Source organism: Acidovorax sp. GW101-11A03, assembly GCF_059424825.1.
Genome location: NZ_JBWKZU010000021.1, coordinates 58,187 through 76,079 on the forward strand (window position 1 = coordinate 58,187; position 17,893 = coordinate 76,079).

The following is a 17,893-nucleotide window of genomic DNA, read 5'->3' on the forward strand; positions in this document are numbered from 1 at the left end:
AGGACAAGGAGAAACACGATGAAAATTCGCGCACAAATCGGCATGGTGCTCAACCTGGACAAGTGCATCGGCTGCCACACCTGCTCGGTCACCTGCAAGAACGTCTGGACCAGCCGCCCCGGCATGGAGTACGCCTGGTTCAACAACGTGGAGAGCAAGCCCGGCATTGGTTATCCCAAGGAGTGGGAAAACCAGGACAAGTGGAACGGCGGATGGGTGCGCAACCCTGACGGCTCCATCGCCCCCCGCCAGGGTGGCAAGTGGAAGCTGCTCATGCGCATCTTCGCCAACCCCAACCTGCCGCAGATCGACGATTATTACGAGCCCTTCACCTTCGACTACGACCACCTGCAGTCGGCGCCTGAAAGCAAGGCCGCGCCCACGGCCCGCCCGCGCAGCCTGATCACCGGCAAGCGCATGGAGAAGATCGAGTGGGGCCCGAACTGGGAGGAAATCCTGGGCGGCGAGTTCAGCAAGCGCAGCCAGGACAAGAACTTCGACGATGTCCAGAAGGACATCTACGGACAGTTCGAGAACACCTTCATGATGTACCTGCCGCGCCTGTGCGAGCACTGCCTGAACCCGGCCTGCGTGGCATCGTGCCCCAGCGGATCGATCTACAAGCGCGAGGAAGACGGCATCGTGCTGATCGACCAGGACAAGTGCCGCGGCTGGCGCATGTGCGTGAGCGGTTGCCCCTACAAGAAGATCTACTACAACTGGCAGTCGGGCAAGGCCGAGAAGTGCATCTTCTGCTACCCCCGCATTGAAGCGGGCCAGCCCACCGTGTGCTCGGAAACCTGCGTGGGCCGCATCCGGTATCTCGGCGTGCTGCTGTACGACGCAGACCGCATCCAGGAAGCCGCCAGTGTGGAGCGCGACCGCGACCTGTACCAGGCGCAGCTCGACATCTTCCTGAACCCGAACGACCCCGATGTGATCAAGCAAGCGCGCATCGACGGCATCCCCGACAGCTGGATGGAAGCTGCCCGCAACAGCCCCGTCTACAAGATGGCTGTGGACTGGAAAGTAGCCCTGCCGCTGCACCCAGAGTACCGCACGCTGCCCATGGTCTGGTATGTGCCGCCGCTCTCGCCCATCACGGCCGCCGCCAACGCAGGCCATGTGGGCGTGAACGGTGAGATTCCGGACGTGTCGCAGCTGCGCATCCCCGTGCAGTACCTGGCCAACCTGCTCACGGCGGGCGATACCGGCCCCGTGGTGCGCGCGCTGGAGCGCATGCTGGCCATGCGCACCTACCAGCGCGACAAGCATGTGGAGCAGCGCCAGAATTTGGCCGTGCTCAAACAGGCAGGTCTGTCGATGGCCGAGGTCGAGGAGATGTACCACGTGATGGCAATTGCCAATTACGAAGACCGCTTCGTGATCCCGTCGGCCCACCGCGAATACGCCGAGAACGCTTTCGACATCCGCGGCGGCTGCGGCTTCTCGTTTGGCAACGGCTGCTCGGATGGTGCGACGGAAGTCAGCATGTTCGGCGGCAAGAAGCCCCGGACCATCCCAATCAAGGCCACAGTCTGATCGCGCACAGGAGTGAATCACCATGTTCAAGAAGAACCCGACCTCCGTGCGCTTGACCCTGCGCGCCCTGGGCTACCTGCTGAGTTACCCCGATGCGCAGCTGCGCAGCATGATGCCGCAGCTCATCGACGCGCTGCAGGCCGAGCAAGCCCTTACGGCTGATCGCATGGACGAGCTGAAGGCCGTGTGCCAGCACCTCGCCGCGCTGGACCCGCTGGAAGCCGAGGCCCGCTACGTGGACCACTTCGACCGGGGCCGCCAGACCTCGCTGCACCTGTTCGAGCATGTGCACGGCGACTCGCGCGACCGTGGGCCGGCGCTTATCGACCTGCTGCAGACCTACGAAAAGGCGGGCCTGCAGTTTGAGGCCGACGAGCTGCCCGACCACCTGCCGGTGGTGCTGGAGTTTGCCTCGACCCAGCCGCCCGCCGTGGCCAAGGAGTTCCTGGGCGAAATGGCCCACATCCTCAACGCCTTGTTCAGCGCATTGGTGGCACGCAATAGCCCCTACGCCAGCGTGATCGCTGCGGTGCTCGAAGTCTCGGGCCAGCGCGTGCAGTCGGTGGCTCTCACGCCCGAGCCGCCCATGGACGAGGCCTGGGCCGAGCCCGAAGCGTTTGGCGGTTGCAGCACCCAGGGCCAGTCCAAGCCTGACCAGCCGCAACCCCTGCATTTTGTCCGTACCCCCCGCGCCGAGCGGGCCCCCGAAGGAGTCTCAGCATGACTACCCCCTGGCTCGATACCCTGTTGTTTGGCATCTACCCCTACATCTGCCTGGCCGTGTTTTTCATCGGCAGCTGGGCGCGGTTTGACCGCGACCAGTACACCTGGAGAAGCGACTCGTCGCAGCTGCTGCGCACCGGCAGCCTGCGCTGGGGCAGCAACCTGTTCCACATCGGCGTGCTGTTCCTGTTCTTCGGCCACACCGTGGGTATGCTCACGCCGCACTTCCTGTACGAGCACTTCATGAGTGCGGGCGCCAAGCAGATCATGGCCATAGTGACGGGCGGTATCGCGGGTGTGCTGGCCTTCATCGGCCTGTCGATCCTGCTGCACCGCCGCCTGTCGGACGACCGCATCCGCGCCACTTCCAAGGCCAGCGACATCCTGATCCTCGTGCTGCTGTGGCTCCAGCTGGCCCTGGGCCTGGCCACCATCCCGCTGTCGGCACAGCACCTGGACGGCTCCATGATGATGAGGCTCGCCGAATGGGGCCAGCACGTGGTGACCTTCCGCAGCGGCGGCGTGGAGCTGCTGGCTGAGGCGGGCTGGATCTTCAAGGCCCACATGTTTCTGGGCATGAGCATCTTCCTGATCTTCCCGTTCACCCGCCTGGTGCATGTGTGGAGCGGCTTTGGCACGCTGGCCTATGTGCTGCGCCCCTACCAGGTGGTGCGTGCGCGCCGCCTGAACCTGCCCGCTGGCCACCTGCAGTCGCAAGACCGCCGCGCCTGAAACCCACTGACCAAGCAGGAGCACACCATGAGTGGATGTGGAACCGGGAGCTGCGGATGCGGCTCCACTGACAGCAGCGTGGCGGCAGCACCTGCCAGCACGCTGACCCCTACGCAGACTGCGGCCTACGAGGCCCTGGTGGCCACGATGGCCGATGCACCCGTGCAGTCGATGCCAGCACCCGTAGCAAGCGGGCCAGGTGCAGTGGCTGACATCGCACGCATCAACGGCGTAGCCCTCAACGCCCCGCACGAGTTGCTGGACGAAGAGGCCCTGCGCCAACGCGCTTGCACCGAGCTGCTGCGCCAGGCGGCCCAGCAGGCGGGGTTGCTGTCGGCAGACGATGTGCCAGGCGACCTGGGCGCTATCAGCACCGCGGCGTCCGATGCGATCGAGCAGTTGCTGGACCGTGAGCTGCCCATCCCCGACCCGTCGGAAGAAGCCTGCCGCCGCTACCACGAGGCCCACCCTGCGGCGCACGCCCAGGGCGAGCGCGCGCAATTGCGCCACGTGCTCTTTGCCGTGACGCCCGGTGTGGATGTGAAACAGCTGCGCCTGCGCGCCGAGGCGCTGTTGATCGACCTGCGCTGCGCCGATGATGGGGGTGCGAAGTTTGCCGAGGCCGCGGCCCAGTGGTCCAACTGCCCCAGCGGCCAGCAAGGCGGTGACCTGGGCTGGCTCACCCGCGCCGACTGCGCGCCAGAGTTCGCCCGCGAAGTGTTTGGCAGCGCCGAGATCGGTGTGCTGGCACGCCTGGTGCACAGCCGTTTTGGTTTGCACGTGGTAGAAGTGGTGGCGCGCGAGGCCGGGCAACAGCCCGCGTTCGAGGACGTGCGCCAGGCCATCGCGCTTACCCTGCGCCAGCAGGCCTGGGCCAACGCGCTGCGCCAGTACCTGCAGCTGCTGGCAGGTGCTGCGGTGGTCGAAGGGGTGGTGCTGGACGCGGCCGAATCGCCGCTGGTGCAGTAGCGGCATGTTGTCTTGCGGGTCACATCACCATGCCTGACGAACTGCTGGACCGCCTGCGCCGTTTTCACGACGACGCCTTCCCCCAGTACCGCGAGCAGTTCCGGACGCTGGTGGATGAGGGGCAGCACCCCACGACCTTGTTCATCGGCTGCTCCGACTCGCGCCTGGTGCCCTACCTGCTGACCGGGGCGGGGCCGGGCGAGCTGTTTCTGGTGCGCAATGTGGGGGCCTTTGTTCCACCCTACGACGGATCGCACGGCCACCATGGCACCACGGCGGCCATCGAGTTTGCCGTGCTCAACCTCCAGGTGCGGCGCATCGTGGTGTGCGGCCACAGCCACTGTGGGGCCATCAAGGCGATGTATGGTGAGGTCTCGCCCGAGGCCCCCAACCTCAACCGCTGGCTGGACCTGGGGCGCGAGGCCCTGTTGCCCATGCAGCCGGGCCCCGAGGTATTGCGCCGTACCGAGCAGCGCGCGGTAGTGCTGCAGCTGGAGCGCCTCATGGAGTACCCCATGGTGCGCAGCCGGGTGCAGTCAGGCCAGATCAGCCTGCATGGCTGGCACTATGTGATCGAGGAGGGCGAGGTCCACGTGTTCGATGTCAGCACTGGTGGTTTTGTGCCTGCATCGCGTGCGGACAACAGCGGCACGGGCCCCTACCAGCCCTACGTGGAGCATGATGGGCAGGTGCTGGTGGACGAGTGAGCGGCCACCGACTTGCCATGGCGCTGCATTCGGAGTGGAATGAGCGCTCCTTGACGGAACGCAACCCCGTTTCAGCCTGAAACCCAAATCATCGGCCCCCATGAAACGCGAACCTCAGCCCCCCCTCAGCACCGCATCTGCCCTGCAGCCCATCAGCCTGGATGTGCTGCGGGAGAAATACCTCAAACCCGGCGAAACCACGGCCGACGAGCTGTACCAGCGCGTGGCGCGGGCCCTGGCCTCGGTCGAAAAGCCGGAGCTGCGCGAAAAGTACGAAGCCCTGTTCCTGGCCAACCTCAAGGTCGGCGCCATCGGCGCGGGCCGCATCATGAGCGCGGCAGGCACCGACATCCAGGCCACGCTGATCAACTGCTTTGTGCAGCCCGTGGGCGACTGCATCCAGGGCGTGGACGATGAAGGCTTTCCGGGCATCTACGAAGCGCTGCGCGAAGCGGCTGAGACCATGCGGCGCGGTGGCGGCGTGGGCTACGACTTCTCGCGCATCCGCCCCAAGGGCGCGCATGTCAAGGGCACGGCCTCCATGGCCTCGGGGCCCTGCAGCTACATGAACGTGTTCGACCAGTCCTGCTCCACCGTGGAGAGCGCGGGCGCACGCCGGGGCGCGCAGATGGGCGTGCTGCGCATCGACCACCCCGATGTGCAGGAATTCATCACCGCCAAGCGCACACCGGGCCGCTGGAACAACTTCAATGTGTCGGTGGGCGTGTCGGACGCCTTCATCGAGGCGGTGCAGAACGACGCCCCCTGGGAGCTGGTGCACAAGGCCGCGCCCGGTGCGGCGCTGCTGGCACAGGGCGCCCACCAGCGCGCCGACGGCCAGTGGGTCTATGCCACCGTGCCCGCGCGCGAGCTGTGGGACACGATCATGAAGTCGGCCTACGACTTTGCCGAGCCGGGCATCCTGTTCCTAGGGCGCATCAACGAAGACAACAACCTGCATTACTGCGAAGACATTGCGGCGACAAACCCCTGCGTCACGGCCGACACCTGGGTGATGACCACCAACGGTCCGCAACAGGTGGCGGACCTGGTGGGCCGGCCGTTCGCCGCCGTGGTGGATGGGCGCGCCTACCGCTTGCAAAGCCAGGGCTTTTTCAAGACAGGCACCAAGCCGGTGCTGGAGCTGCAAACCCGGGAGGGGCATGCCCTGCGCCTGACGGCAGACCACCGGGTGCGCCGCGTGGCGCGCAAGACCCGCTATTGCCTGGAGGTGGAATGGGTCGAGGCAGCACAGTTGCTGCCTGGCGACGAGGTGCTGCTGCACGACCACCGGGCCTTTGTGGGCTGGAGCGGCACGGGCACGCAGGAAGAGGGCTATCTGCTGGGGCTGTTGATTGGCGATGGAACCCTCAAGGCCGACAAGGCTGTGATTTCGGTGTGGGCCCCCGAACTCAAAGCCGTGGGGCAGGGTGCGGTGGCCTTTGCGGCCACCGGTGCGGACGGCGTCATTCGGGCTGCCACAGCGGCGGCGGCCACCTTGCGGCATCGCGCAGATTTCAAAGGTTTTCAGCGGCCTGTGGCGGGTCGCGGCGAGGCCCGTCTGGCGAGTGCGGCGCTCTGGAGGCTGGCACATTCCATGGGCATGGCGCCGGGCCACAAAACCATCACGGCTGCCATGGAGCGGCAATCCTCCGCTTTTGCGCAGGGGTTGTTGTCCGGATTGTTTGATGCCGATGGCTCGGTGCAAGGTGCGCAGGAAAAGGGGCTGAGTGTGCGCTTGTCGCAAAGCGACGAGGGCTTGCTGCAGACCGTGCAGCGCATGCTGTTGCGCATGGGGATTGCGTCTACGCTGTACCGTCACCGCCGCCCTGCGGGCGCGCGTGAGTTGCCCGACGGCAAAGGGGGCATGCGGCCCTACGCCACCCGGGCGCAGCATGAACTGGTCATCAGCGGGGACAACCTCGCGTTGTTCGCCGACCGCGTGGGCTTTTGCGACACCGACAAGGCCGCGCGGCTGGAGGATGGCTTGGCGCACTACCGCCGCGCCCTGAACCGCGAGCGCTTCACCGCCACCGTGCAGTCGCTGACCGATGCGGGCGTGGAAGATGTCTATGACGTCACGGTGGCCGACGTCCATGCGTTCGATGCCAATGGGCTCGTGGTCCACAACTGCGGCGAGCAGCCACTTCCGTCCTACGGCTGCTGTGACCTCGGCCCCATCATCCTCACGCGCTTTGTGCGCCATCCCTTCGGGTTCGGCGGCGTGGCGGCGTTCGACTTCGACGCTTTCACCCAGGCCGTGGCGCTGCAGGTGCGGGCACTCGACAACGTGCTGGATGTGACCTTCTGGCCGCTGCCGCAGCAGCGTGACGAGGCCATGGCCAAGCGCCGCATTGGGGTGGGCTTTACCGGCATGGGCAACACGCTGGCCATGCTGTGCCTGCGCTACAACCTGCCCGAGGGGCGCACCATGGCGGCGCGCATTGCCGAATGCATGCGCGATGCGGCCTATGCGGCGTCGGTGGAGCTGGCGCGCGAGAAAGGCGCGTTTCCAAAGTTCGATGCGCGGGGCTATCTGGCGGAAGGCACGTTTGCGAGCCGGTTGCCCGAATCGCTCAAGGCCGCGATCCACCAGCATGGCATCCGCAACAGCCACCTGTTGTCCATCGCGCCCACGGGCACGGTGAGCCTGGCGTTTGCTGACAACGCCTCCAACGGCATCGAGCCACCGTTCTCGTGGATGTACAAGCGCAAGAAGCGCGAGTCCGACGGCAGCACCACCGAGTACGCGGTGGAAGACCACGCCTGGCGCCTGTACCGCGAGCTGGGCGGCGATGTGAACGCGCTGCCCAACTACTTTGTCTCGGCGCTGGCTATGTCTGCGCAGGAGCACATTGCGATGATGGAGGCCGTGCAGCCCTTTGTGGACACGGCCATTTCCAAGACGGTGAACATTCCGGCCGACTACCCCTACGAAGACTTCAAGGACCTGTACCTGCAGGCCTGGCGCGCGCGGCTCAAGGGGCTGGCCACTTACCGGCCCAACAGCATTCTGGGCTCGGTGCTCGAAACCCATGCAGAACCCGCACCAGCGCCTGCTGCAGTGGCAGCGCCTGCGCCCGCCGCACCGCCTGTGGACCCGATGCGCACGGTGATCGAAAGCCGTCCGCAGGGCGGGCTCTCGGCCGTGGCCGAAAAGCTCGAGTACTGGACGCAGGAAGGCCATAAGACGCTCTACCTCATCGTGTCCTTCCTGCCCGTGCCCACGGGCGTGGGCAACCGCACGGTGGACCGCGCCATCGAGTTCTTCATGCCCGTGGGGCAGAGCGGCGAGTCGCAGCAGTGGATCACCTCCAGCATGCGCATGCTCTCGCTGGCGGCGCGGGGGGGCTTTCTGGAGCGGGCCCTGAGCGACATGCGCAAGGTGGCCTGGGACCGGGGGCCGGTGCGCCTGGGCCAGCACCGCAAGGACGACGGCACGCTGGTGCCCATGTGGCACGACTCTGAAGTGGCGGCCATGGCCTATGCCATCCAGAACATCCTGGCGCGCCGCGTGGCCGACCCGGTGCAGCAGCAACTGCCGCTGGACGAACCCGCACCGCCGCCCGTGGCCGTGCCCCAGGCCATGGCGGGCAAGAAGTGCAGCGAGTGTGGCGCCCATGCGGTGATCCGCAAGGACGGTTGCGACTACTGCACGCAGTGTGGCCACCTGGGGAGCTGTGGATGAAGGCCATAGCCCCGCTGCATGCTTCTGGGCGCATGCGGTAAGCATTGGAAGGATTCCCCATGTCAGTCATCCCCTGGCCGTTGAACCCCACGTCCCGTGCGCAGCCTGCTGCGGCGCAGGCCCGTGCTTCTGAAGATGTGGCCGGGCTGGCGGCGGCGCTGATCCAGTCGCGCCAGACCATCCTGCCCAAGCGCCTGGGCGCGCCGGGCCCCAGTGCGGCCGAGCTGGCGCAGATCCTGAGCGCTGCCGCGCACGCCCCCGACCACGGCCAGTTGGTGCCCTGGCGCTTTGTGCTGGTGCCCGAGGCGTCGCGCACGCCACTGGCTGAGGTGTTTGCCCAGGCCCTGCGGGAGCGCGACCCCACCGCCACCCCTGAGCAGGCCGAGCAGGCGCGTGAGAAAGCCTACCGCTCGCCCGTGCTGCTGCTGGCCGTGGTGGATGCCGAACGTGGCGATGCCGACATCGACCTGGCCGAGCGCACCGTGTCGGCCGGTTGTGCGGTGCAGAACATGCTGCTCATGGCCACAGCGCAGGGCTACGGCTCGGCGCTCACCAGCGGCAAGGCGCTCAAGGCCGACAGCCTGCGGGCGCTGTTCCAGCTGGCGCCGTCCGAGCAGGCCCTGTGTTTCGTCAGTATCGGCACCGTGCTGTCGCGCAAGGCCGTGCGTGCACGGCCCGCGCCCGGTGCCTATGTGAGCACGCTGGATGCCAGCCGGGGCGTGGTGCCCGGCTTTTGACCTGCTTTTTCTGATGACGGAACCTTGTGATGGAAATTGCCTGCTTTGATGACCTGCCACAGGCCGCGCGCCAGCAGCCCGAGCCCCAGCGCCTGCTGTTTGTGTTTGCCGTCGCCGAGCTGCACGACGACGCAGCCCCCGCGCAGCGCGCCCGTTTTGAAGCGGGGCAGGGCGGCGCCCTGGTGCCACTGATGTGTGTGGACAAGACGCCGCAGGAGCTGGCCTCGTTCAGCGCGCTGGTGGAAGAGGCGCAGCAGTTCACCGCCCCGGGCCACGACTGGGCCATGGTGTTTGCGGCGGCGTTGCCCGGCACTTTGAACCAGGCGCCCACCAGTGCCGATGCCGAGGTCCCCTTGCAGCGCATGGTGGATGCGATCAAGGGCGGCGCACACGGTGGATACATCCCGTTCAAACGCCAGGGCCAGCCTGTGCGGCTGGGCTGACGCCGTGTCCGCCACCCCCTCGGGTCCCACCGCCCGCCACCTGCCGGGCTTCAGCGCCCCGGCCGTGGGTTTCGAGCAGCCTTTTGCCATGCTGGAGGCCTGCCACGAACGCGTTCAGCGCACCCTGGCCCTGCTCGCACGCCTGCGTGCTCATGTGCGCCAGCACGGGGCCGACACCGATGCCCGCCAGGCCGCGCGCGATGTGCTGCGCTACTTCGACATGGCCGCACCGCTGCACCACCAAGACGAAGAACTGCATGTGTTCCCGCTGCTGCGGGCCCAGGCCAGCCCCGAAGTGCAGGCGCTGGTGCAGCGGCTGCAGCAGGATCATCTGGCGATGACGGCCGACTGGGCGGCGGCGCGTGTGCCCTTGTTGGCGCTGGCCGAGTCGGCTGTGGCCCCGTTCACGCCCGGGGACGAGGCGGCACTCGACCGGTTTGCCCAGCGCTATGCAGACCACATCGCAGCGGAAGAGGGCACGGCCTACCCCGCCGCGCTGGCGCTGCTGGGCCCCGTCACGCTGGTGGCCATGGGGCAGGAGATGGCTGCGCGGCGCGGTGCCTGATGTTTGCTATAAAAAATATAGCTATAAGAGTATGTTGGTCGCGCGCAGAGGCCTGTTTTTGCTTGAAGTAGCCGCCTGAAAAGCAGGCGCCGCAACGGTTTCTTTCTGGCGATGCCTGCCATGCTGCCTGGGCAGGGCCCGGCAGCGGTGGTGCCCAGGCGGTGGCGCGATACTTGGGAGCATCGGTTGCCGCGCGCGAAGACACCGGCCCCGGCAGGGGGGCTGCTGGATCACGGCGCGGCTTCGCTGCTCACCGTCCGCTTTCCACCCCCAGCCCACCGCCCTGTCCGTATGCGTTTCCCTTTTGTTGCCCGTGTCCTTGCCACGCTGGCCCTGGCCTGGGCGGCAGCCGCCGCCTGTGTCGCGCTTCACACCCCGCTGCCCTGGATGATCGGCCCTCTGCTGGCCACCTCGCTGGTGTCGATCGCTGGCGGGCCCACCGAAAGCTGGGGCCCGTTGCGCAATGCCGGGCAGTGGACCATTGGCGCGGCCCTGGGCCTGTACTTCACGCCCGAGGTGGTGGCGCTGATTGGGGGGCTGTGGTGGGCCATCGTGCTGGGCATTGTGTGGGCGCTGCTCCTGGGCTGGCTGTTTGGCGCCTGGCTGTACCGCGTGCACGCACCGCGCATGCATGGCGTGCCCGCGCCCATGCTGCGCGCCACCAGCTACTTTGCGGGCGCGATTGGGGCGGCGTCCGAGATGACCTTGCTCTCGGAACGCGAAAACGCGCGCACCGACTTGGTGGCGGCGAGCCACAGCCTGCGCCTGCTCATCGTCACGGTGACGATTCCGTTTGCACTGCAGTGGAGCGGCCTGCATGGCCTCGATATCCTGCCGCCCACGCTGCGGGTGGTGAGCTGGCCTGGGCTGGCGTTGCTGGCGCTGATGACCGGCGTGGGGGCGGTGGTGATGGACCGGCTGGGCCGCGCCAACCCCTGGTTCATGGGCGCGATGCTGGTGTCCATGGGGCTCACCATGGCGGGCCTGGGTCTGTCGGCGGTGCCACAGGGGCTGGTGAATGCGGCGCAGCTGGTGATTGGTGTGAGCCTGGGCGTGCGTTTTCGCCGGGAGTTCTTGCACACCGCGCCGCGCTGGCTGGCCTCGGTGGCCGTAGGCACGCTGGGGCTGATGGGGGTGTGCGCATTGTTCGCCGGGGCGCTGGCCTGGGCCACGGGCCTGCCCTGGGTCACCTTGCTGCTGGGGACTTCACCGGGTGGCATCACCGAAATGGCCATCACGGCCAAGGTGCTCCAGCTGGGGGTGCCGGTGGTCACGGCGTTTCAGGTGTGCCGGTTGATTGCGGTGCTGATGCTGGTGGATCCGTTGTACCGGCGGATCTATCCCGGGGACGAACACCAGGCACTCAAGGTTTGAAAAGAAGAACTGCACGACAAAACCGGCGCGCCCAGGGCCAGGGATGTCTAGCACGGGCCGCCCCGCAGCGAGGGCATCGTCCCCCTGCCCGCGAAGCGCAGCCTAGCGAGAGCGGGGGGAAGCCGCGCAGCGCGGCTCAGGGGGGTGTCTTAGTGCACCACCACCGGGTTCTGCGCCAGCCCCGCATAGCGGTCCAGCGCGTCTTCCACTTCTTCCTGCGTGGGGGTGTCGCGTTGCCAGGCCAGGATCTGCTCCTGGAACATCTCGGCCCAGGAGCCGTCCAGGTACACCTCCTTGCCCGAGCGCTTGTCCACGATTTCAAAGCCGTGCCGAGCGAGCTGGGGAATGGCGGGGGCGGTGTCGTTGAGCGCCTGGGCGCTCTTTGTCTCCACGGCGTCGGGCAGCATGTGGACCACCACAAAAGATTCAGAGTCGTAGAGCATGTGCATCGTGTTCCCCTGGTTGATTTGAAATTCAGATGACACCAGTCACGCAGAGTTCAAGCCCCGGGGGCGGCTTGCGGGGTATCCCGGCGGTGGGGTGGTGTCTTGTTGGGCCCTGAGAAGGCCTGCCGACCAGAACACCTGCCGCACCGCATCAACCCTGTTGCGACCAGTATTTCACGAAAACCGCAGTGCGCTGGGCTCGCGGGGCTTTTTTGCCCCGATGGTGTGCGGCCGCAACACTTGGCGCGCGATCCGGTCTGGCGCAGCTCAGGGCGTGCTGCTGCTGCGCAGCAGCAGGTCGGCAAAGTCCCCGTTGGCCTGGGTGAGCTTGATGCGCACGGGCAGGTAGCCCAGTGCCGGGGCCACCCACAGCTCCGCTTTCTGGTCGTAATCCTTGCGGGGCAGGCGCTGCAGCTTGAGGGTCGGGGTGGCGCCCGAGGGCAGGTCCAGCGTCTCGGGGCCTTCGATGGTGAAGGTCCAGCGGTCGGCGCTGCGGGCGCTCACGGTGGTGAGGGTGATCTGGGTGCCGGGCACAAACCGCCCCGGGTCGGCCGCCAGCAGCGCGCCGAGCTGGATGAACACGCTCAGGCGGTCCTGCACGCCGGGGCTGGCCGGGGCCTGCGGGGTGTTGGCGCTGAAGGTGATGCGGCCCTGGGCGTAGTCGAAATGCGCGGCCTGCTCGCTGCGGGATTTGTCCGAAAACTTCTCGGGCAACAGCCCCTGGGCCGTGATGGCGCCCACGCTGCGTTGCGTGCGGGAGCCCACCAGAAAGGCTCTGATCTCCTGCCGCGCCTCGTAGCGGCTGCCATCGTGTTGCCACAGCAGTTCGGCGCGGGCGTTGTAGGCGAACTTTTTGGCCTGCCCGCTCACGTCAAACGCCAGCCGGGTGGGCGGCGGCAGGCGGGCGGGGGGCGGTGCCTGCGAGGGGGCCTGGCCGGTGCCTGCGCCGGGCGGGGTGATGTCCACCCCGGTGGTGGCTTCGGCCGGGGGGGCGGGGGGCGCGGCGGCGGATGCGGGGGCTTCGGGGGCTGCCGCCGCCACTTCGGCGGGGGGCGCAGTTGAATCCGTGGGGTTGGTTGGCGCTGTGTCAGTGCCCACTTCGGTGTCCTTGGCCATGGCTTCGGCAGGAGGTGGCGGGGCAACGGGCGCTGCGGTGGACGAGGGCGCGGGTGTGGTGCGGGCCGGCGGCTTTTTGCGGGCGGCAGGCTGTGCTGCCGCAGCCGGGGCGGCCTTGGCTGCCGGTGCTGCGGCTGCTGTGGGCATGGCGGCGGGAGGTGGGGCTGCAATGCTGCGGGTGCTGAACACCTGGCCTGTGGGCTGCGCCGGACTGTCCCAGGCCAGCGGCACACCGCTCAGCACCAGCCAGTGCAGGGCAAGCACCAGGGCGGTGATGGCAACCAGCGCGCGGCGGGGCATGCGGTGTGGTGGCGGCGCGTGGGTCAGGCGCTGCCTGCGCCCAGGTCGCGCGAGAGCTGGCCAGCGGCCGCGCGCAGCGGTGCGTCGATGGCGCCGTTCCACTCGGGGTCGAAGGTGGCAATCGAGCCCAGTGTGGTGATGCCCAGCTCCAGGTGGCCGTCCGAGTCGAACACGGGCGCGCAAAAAGCCACGATGCCGGGCAGCAGGGTATCGACCACGCGCGCGGCGCCGCGCTCGCGCACCTCGGCGAGCAAGGCATTCACCTCAGTCATGGTGGCGGGCAGGTCGGTACGGCGCATCTTGACGGCGCGGGCCAGTTCTTCCTTCAGCAAGGGGGCCACCAGCTCGGTCGGCATGAAGGCCGCAAAGCAGCGGCCCGTGGCCGACGACAGCAGCGGCATTACGTCGCCCAGGCGGAGGTTGGCAGTGACGGCCTGGGGCGACTCCTCCCAATGCACGATGGTCGGGCCGTGGTTGCCCCACACGGCCAGTGCCAGCGTGTGGCCGATGCTTTCCATCAACTCCGGCATGCGCTCGCGCGCCAGGCGCACGGCGTCCAGCCGCGCCAGCGACGCCAGGCCCAGCTTGAGCGCCGCCGGGCCCAGGTCGTAGCGCGCGGTGCGCGGGTCCTGCGTGACCAGGCCCAGGCGCTGAAAGCTCACCAGATACCGGTGCGCCTTGGCCGCGCTCATGCCCGCCGAGGCGGCCACATCCTTGAGCATCAGCGGCCCGCGCGAGCGTGTCAGCCCCTCCAGCAGGGCAAAACCCACCTCGACCGATTGAATTCCTGCACGTTCTTTGTCCATGTGCACTAAAATTTGCGAGTTTTGTTTAGTTAAATCAATTTACCCAAGCGTAATTTTCGCTAGCGGTGCCCATCAACCCTTCTGAGACAAAGGTCCTGCCACCATGAAACTCGCTACCTACAAAGACGGCTCGCGCGACGGCCAACTGGTTGTCGTCTCCCGCGACCTGGGCACGGCCCATTATGCGACCGGCATTGCCAGCAAGCTCCAGCAGGTGCTGGACGACTGGGGCTTCCTCTCGCCCCAGTTGCAGGACCTGTACGACCAGCTCAACAGCGGCCGCGCCCGCCACGCTTTTCCCTTCGATCCCGCCCAGTGCATGGCACCACTGCCCCGCGCTTACCAGTGGGCCGATGGTTCGGCCTACATCAACCACGTGGAGCTGGTGCGCAAGGCGCGCAACTCCGAAGTGCCCGAGAGCTTCTACACCGACCCCCTGATGTACCAGGGCGGCAGTGACGACTTCATCGGCCCCCGCGACGACGTGGTGGTGCCAAGCGAAGCCATGGGCATCGACTTCGAGGCCGAGATTGCCGTCATCACCGGCGACGTGAAGATGGGCACCAACGCCGACCAGGCGCTGGACGGCATCCGCCTGGTGATGATTGCCAACGACGTGAGCCTGCGCAACCTGATCCCGGCCGAGCTGGCCAAGGGCTTCGGTTTCTTCCAATCCAAGCCCGCCACCGCCTTCGGCCCCGTGGCCGTGACGCTGGACGAGCTGGGCGACGCCTGGGACCACGGCCGCGTCAACCTGACCGTGCAGTCCACCTGGAACGGCCGCAAGGTCGGCATGTGTGACGCCGGCCCTGAAATGACCTTCCACTTCGGCCAGCTGATCGCCCACGTGGCCAAGACGCGCAACCTGCGCGCGGGCTCCATCATCGGCAGCGGCACCGTGAGCAACAAGGGCATCACCGACGCCAATGGCCGCACCGAATGGCCCAAGGGCTACAGCTGCATCGCCGAAAAGCGCTGCATCGAGACCATCCAGGACGGCAAGCCCAGCACCGAATTCATGAAGTTCGGCGACACCATCCGCATCGAAATCAAAGGCAAGGACGGCGCCAGCATCTTCGGTGCCATCGACCAGACGATTGCCGCCCCGGCCGCCTGAGCACCCGGTCGGCAGAAAATTTGAACAAAAAAGGCTGCTTGCGCGCTATGGGTAAGCACAAGCAGCTATCAAATCAATAGTATCAAGGAGACAGCCCCATGCAACGCCGCACCCTCTTGTCCGCCCTGGCCGCCGCAGGCGCCACCACCGCCGCGCCCTGGGCCGCCGCCCAGTCCGCCTGGCCCGACCAGCCCCTGCGCTGGGTGGTGCCGTACCCCGCCGGTGGCGGCACCGACGTGCTGGCCCGCACCGTGGCCGAGGCCATGCGCCAGACGCTGGGCCAGCAGATCGTGGTGGACAACCGCCCTGGCGCCTCCACCAACATCGGCGGCCAGGCCGTGGCCACGGCCAAGCCCGACGGCAACACCTTCATGTCGGCCGACAACGCCATCCTGGCCTACAACGAACACCTGTTCACCAAGCTGCCGTTCAACCCCGAAAAGGACTTCACCTACGTGGGCGGCATCAGCCGCTTCCCGCTGGCGCTGGTGGTGCATCCATCGTTCGAAGCCAAGACGGTGAAGGAGTTTCTGGACTACGCGCGTGCCAATCCCGGCAAGCTCAACTACGCCTCGCCCGGCAACGGCTCGCCACACCACCTGGCGATGGAGATGTTCAAGAACCGCACCAAGACCTTCCTCACCCACATCCCCTACCGCGGCGCGGCGCCTGCGCTGCAGGACGTGATGGGTGGCCAGGTGCCCTGCATGTTCCTGGACCTGGCCGCTGGCCTGCCGGTGATTACCTCGGGCAAGGTGCGTGCGCTGGCCATTGGCTCGGCCAAGCGCGTGGCCGCGCTGCCGGACGTGCCCACCTTGGCAGAAGCCGGTGTGCCCAACACCGAGGTGTTCGCGTTCCAGGGCATCCTGGCGCCCGCCGGTCTGCCCGCCGCCATCACCACGCGTTTGAACACTGACCTGAACAAGGCCCTGCTGAACCCCGCCGTGGTCAAGCGCATGAACGACTTTGGCATGGAAGCACTGCCCGGCACGCCCGAGCAGTTCCGCGCCATGGCGCGCGCCGAGTCCAAGCGCTGGGGCGAGATCATCAAGGCGGCGGGGGTGAAACTCGACTGACCCCCCTGAGCGGCTGCGCCGCTTCCCCCTAGGGGGACGCACCCGGTGGCCTGGCGAAGCCAGTCCCACGGGTGCACTCGCTTGGCGACGCGCCCTCTGCGGGGGGGGGCTGCGGTGTTTCTTACTCCGGCAGATGGCACACCGCTTCCACGTTGTTGCCCTCGGGGTCGATGACGAAAGCGCCGTAGTAGTGCGCGTGGTAGTCGGGCCGCAGGCCCGGGGCCCCGTTGTCTTGGCCCCCGGCTCCCATGGCGGCGCGGTAGAAGGCATCGACCTGGGCCCGCGTGGTGGCGCGCCACGCCAGGTGACAGCCCGTGGTCGCGGGCGGGCCGCCGTAGGGCGAGGGGCCATCGATGAACCACACATCCGCCTTCTTGCCGTCGGGCTCGGACGGGGCCGGGTAGGCAAAGCCCAGCATGTTCGAGCCATAGTTGCCTTCAAAACACAGGCTGTAGCCCAAAGGCGCAAGGGCTGCCGTGTAGAACGCCTTGGTGCGGGCGATGTCGGTGACGCGGAAGGTCATGTGGTCCAGCATGGGAGGGGCTCCTGGGGTTGTTGTGTGCGGTTTTATACCTGAGATACTGATATTAAACACAGTATTTTTCATCTGGATACAGAACCCACCGCGGCCTCAAAGGCCGCCCTGCCCATGCCTCGGACTCAGCGGACCGGCGCTCTTCAGTTCCACCCCTCCAGCACCAGCTTGCCCCGCGCCTTGCCGCTCTCGATCAGCGCATGCGCGCGCTTCAGATTCTCGGCATTGATGGTGCCAAAGCGTTGGTCCAGCGTGGTGCGGATCAGCCCGGCGTCCACCAGCTGCGCCACCTCCGTCAGCAGGCGGTGCTGGCCGATCATGTCGGCGGTGCCGAACAGCGCGCGGGTGAACATCAGCTCCCAGTGCACCGACACCGACTTGCGCTTGAATTTCGTCACGTCGAGCGACACCGGGTCGTCAATCAGCGCGAACTGGCCCTGGGGCGCAATTGCCTCGACGATCTGGTCGAAGTGCGCGTCGGTCTGCGTGAGGCTGACGATGATGTCCACCGTGGGGTGGCCGATGCGCGCCAGCTCCTCAGTGAGCGGTTTGCTGTGATCAATGACGTGGTGGGCGCCCAGGTCGCGCACCCATTGCTGTGTTTCGGGGCGCGACGCGGTGCCGATCACGGTAAGGCTCGTGAGCCGCGCCGCCAGCTGCGTGAGGATGGAGCCCACGCCGCCGCTCGCGCCGATGATGAGCAGGGTCTTGTGGGTGGGCTGCTTGCCGGGGGCCACGCCCAGGCGGTCAAACAGCAGCTCCCACGCGGTGATGGTGGTCAGCGGCAGCGCGGCGGCCTCCGCAAAGTCCAGCGACTTCGGCGCGTGGCCCACGATGCGCTCGTCCACCAGATGCAGTTCGCTGTTGGTGCCCTGGCGGGCAATGGAGCCTGCGTACCAGACGCGGTCGCCGGGCTGGAACAGTGTCACCTCCGGGCCTACGGCGCGCACAATGCCGCTGGCGTCCCAGCCCAGCACCTTGTAGTCGGGGCCGTCGCCGCTGCGCGAGCTGCTTTTG

At 67.2% G+C, this 17,893-nt stretch carries 17 protein-coding genes; 12 read left to right on the forward strand and 5 right to left on the reverse strand.

The window, feature by feature from the left end; genetic code table 11:
- The first annotated feature begins 18 nt into the window (after positions 1-18).
- The 10 genes from narH to AC07Z7_RS11150 all read left to right on the forward strand — a co-directional run bounded on the left by narH (position 19) and on the right by AC07Z7_RS11150 (position 11,480).
- The gene (gene narH / locus AC07Z7_RS11105) at positions 19-1,542 is read left to right on the forward strand and encodes a nitrate reductase subunit beta (RefSeq protein WP_494766258.1); all 1,524 of its coding nucleotides are present in this window, start codon (positions 19-21) and stop codon (positions 1,540-1,542) included.
- A 22-nt stretch (positions 1,543-1,564) separates the two neighbouring features.
- Positions 1,565-2,266: a nitrate reductase molybdenum cofactor assembly chaperone gene (gene narJ, locus AC07Z7_RS11110; protein WP_494766259.1), complete on the forward strand. Its 702-nt coding sequence runs from the start codon at positions 1,565-1,567 to the stop codon at positions 2,264-2,266.
- Positions 2,263-2,997, forward strand: coding sequence for a respiratory nitrate reductase subunit gamma (gene narI, locus AC07Z7_RS11115; RefSeq protein ID WP_494766260.1), 735 nt, complete (start codon positions 2,263-2,265; stop codon positions 2,995-2,997). Before narJ ends, narI begins: the two co-directional genes overlap by 4 nt.
- A 27-nt stretch (positions 2,998-3,024) precedes the next feature.
- On the forward strand, positions 3,025-3,966 hold the full coding sequence (locus AC07Z7_RS11120; protein WP_494766261.1) for a peptidylprolyl isomerase: 942 nt from the start codon (positions 3,025-3,027) through the stop codon (positions 3,964-3,966).
- Positions 3,967-3,995: 29 nt separating this feature from the next.
- Complete coding sequence (locus AC07Z7_RS11125) at positions 3,996-4,673, forward strand: carbonic anhydrase (protein ID WP_494766262.1); 678 nt, start codon at positions 3,996-3,998, stop codon at positions 4,671-4,673.
- Positions 4,674-4,773: 100 nt separating this feature from the next.
- On the forward strand, positions 4,774-8,361 hold the full coding sequence (locus AC07Z7_RS11130) for a ribonucleotide reductase barrel domain-containing protein (RefSeq protein WP_494766263.1): 3,588 nt from the start codon (positions 4,774-4,776) through the stop codon (positions 8,359-8,361).
- A gap of 59 nt (positions 8,362-8,420) precedes the next feature.
- Positions 8,421-9,098: a nitroreductase family protein gene (locus tag AC07Z7_RS11135; protein WP_252659741.1), complete on the forward strand. Its 678-nt coding sequence runs from the start codon at positions 8,421-8,423 to the stop codon at positions 9,096-9,098.
- Positions 9,099-9,127: 29 nt separating this feature from the next.
- Positions 9,128-9,541, forward strand: a complete 414-nt coding sequence (locus tag AC07Z7_RS11140) for a ribonucleotide reductase subunit alpha (RefSeq protein ID WP_494766264.1) — start codon at positions 9,128-9,130, stop codon at positions 9,539-9,541.
- 88 nt (positions 9,542-9,629) lie between these two features.
- The gene (locus AC07Z7_RS11145) at positions 9,630-10,106 is read left to right on the forward strand and encodes a hemerythrin domain-containing protein (RefSeq protein ID WP_494766273.1); all 477 of its coding nucleotides are present in this window, start codon (positions 9,630-9,632) and stop codon (positions 10,104-10,106) included.
- A 291-nt stretch (positions 10,107-10,397) separates the two neighbouring features.
- The gene (locus tag AC07Z7_RS11150) at positions 10,398-11,480 is read left to right on the forward strand and encodes an AbrB family transcriptional regulator (protein WP_252659743.1); all 1,083 of its coding nucleotides are present in this window, start codon (positions 10,398-10,400) and stop codon (positions 11,478-11,480) included.
- Between the two features lie 149 nt (positions 11,481-11,629).
- Here AC07Z7_RS11150 and AC07Z7_RS11155 read toward each other — a convergent pair whose 3' ends face one another.
- The 3 genes from AC07Z7_RS11155 to AC07Z7_RS11165 all read right to left on the reverse strand — a co-directional run bounded on the left by AC07Z7_RS11155 (position 11,630) and on the right by AC07Z7_RS11165 (position 14,148).
- Positions 11,630-11,929 (reverse strand): BTH_I0359 family protein, encoded by a 300-nt coding sequence (locus AC07Z7_RS11155; RefSeq protein ID WP_094289261.1) that lies wholly within the window; start codon positions 11,927-11,929, stop codon positions 11,630-11,632.
- Positions 11,930-12,193: 264 nt separating this feature from the next.
- On the reverse strand, positions 12,194-13,342 hold the full coding sequence (locus AC07Z7_RS11160) for a DUF3108 domain-containing protein (RefSeq protein ID WP_494766265.1): 1,149 nt from the start codon (positions 13,340-13,342) through the stop codon (positions 12,194-12,196).
- Between the two features lie 23 nt (positions 13,343-13,365).
- On the reverse strand, positions 13,366-14,148 hold the full coding sequence (locus tag AC07Z7_RS11165) for an IclR family transcriptional regulator (RefSeq protein ID WP_494766266.1): 783 nt from the start codon (positions 14,146-14,148) through the stop codon (positions 13,366-13,368).
- Positions 14,149-14,251: 103 nt separating this feature from the next.
- On the opposite strand from AC07Z7_RS11165, the gene AC07Z7_RS11170 reads away from it, so the two are divergent.
- Both AC07Z7_RS11170 and AC07Z7_RS11175 read left to right on the forward strand, forming a co-directional pair.
- Complete coding sequence (locus AC07Z7_RS11170; protein ID WP_494766267.1) at positions 14,252-15,265, forward strand: fumarylacetoacetate hydrolase family protein; 1,014 nt, start codon at positions 14,252-14,254, stop codon at positions 15,263-15,265.
- Positions 15,266-15,363: 98 nt separating this feature from the next.
- The gene (locus AC07Z7_RS11175; protein WP_094289254.1) at positions 15,364-16,341 is read left to right on the forward strand and encodes a Bug family tripartite tricarboxylate transporter substrate binding protein; all 978 of its coding nucleotides are present in this window, start codon (positions 15,364-15,366) and stop codon (positions 16,339-16,341) included.
- Positions 16,342-16,462: 121 nt separating this feature from the next.
- Here the strand turns inward: AC07Z7_RS11175 and AC07Z7_RS11180 are convergent, their stop codons facing one another.
- Together AC07Z7_RS11180 and AC07Z7_RS11185 are read right to left on the reverse strand one after the other, a co-directional pair.
- Entirely contained in the window at positions 16,463-16,876 is a 414-nt protein-coding gene (locus AC07Z7_RS11180; protein ID WP_494766268.1) for a VOC family protein, read from the reverse strand.
- Positions 16,877-17,019: 143 nt separating this feature from the next.
- Positions 17,020-17,893: zinc-binding alcohol dehydrogenase family protein (locus AC07Z7_RS11185; RefSeq protein ID WP_494766269.1), on the reverse strand; the 874-nt coding region annotated here is incomplete at its 5' end.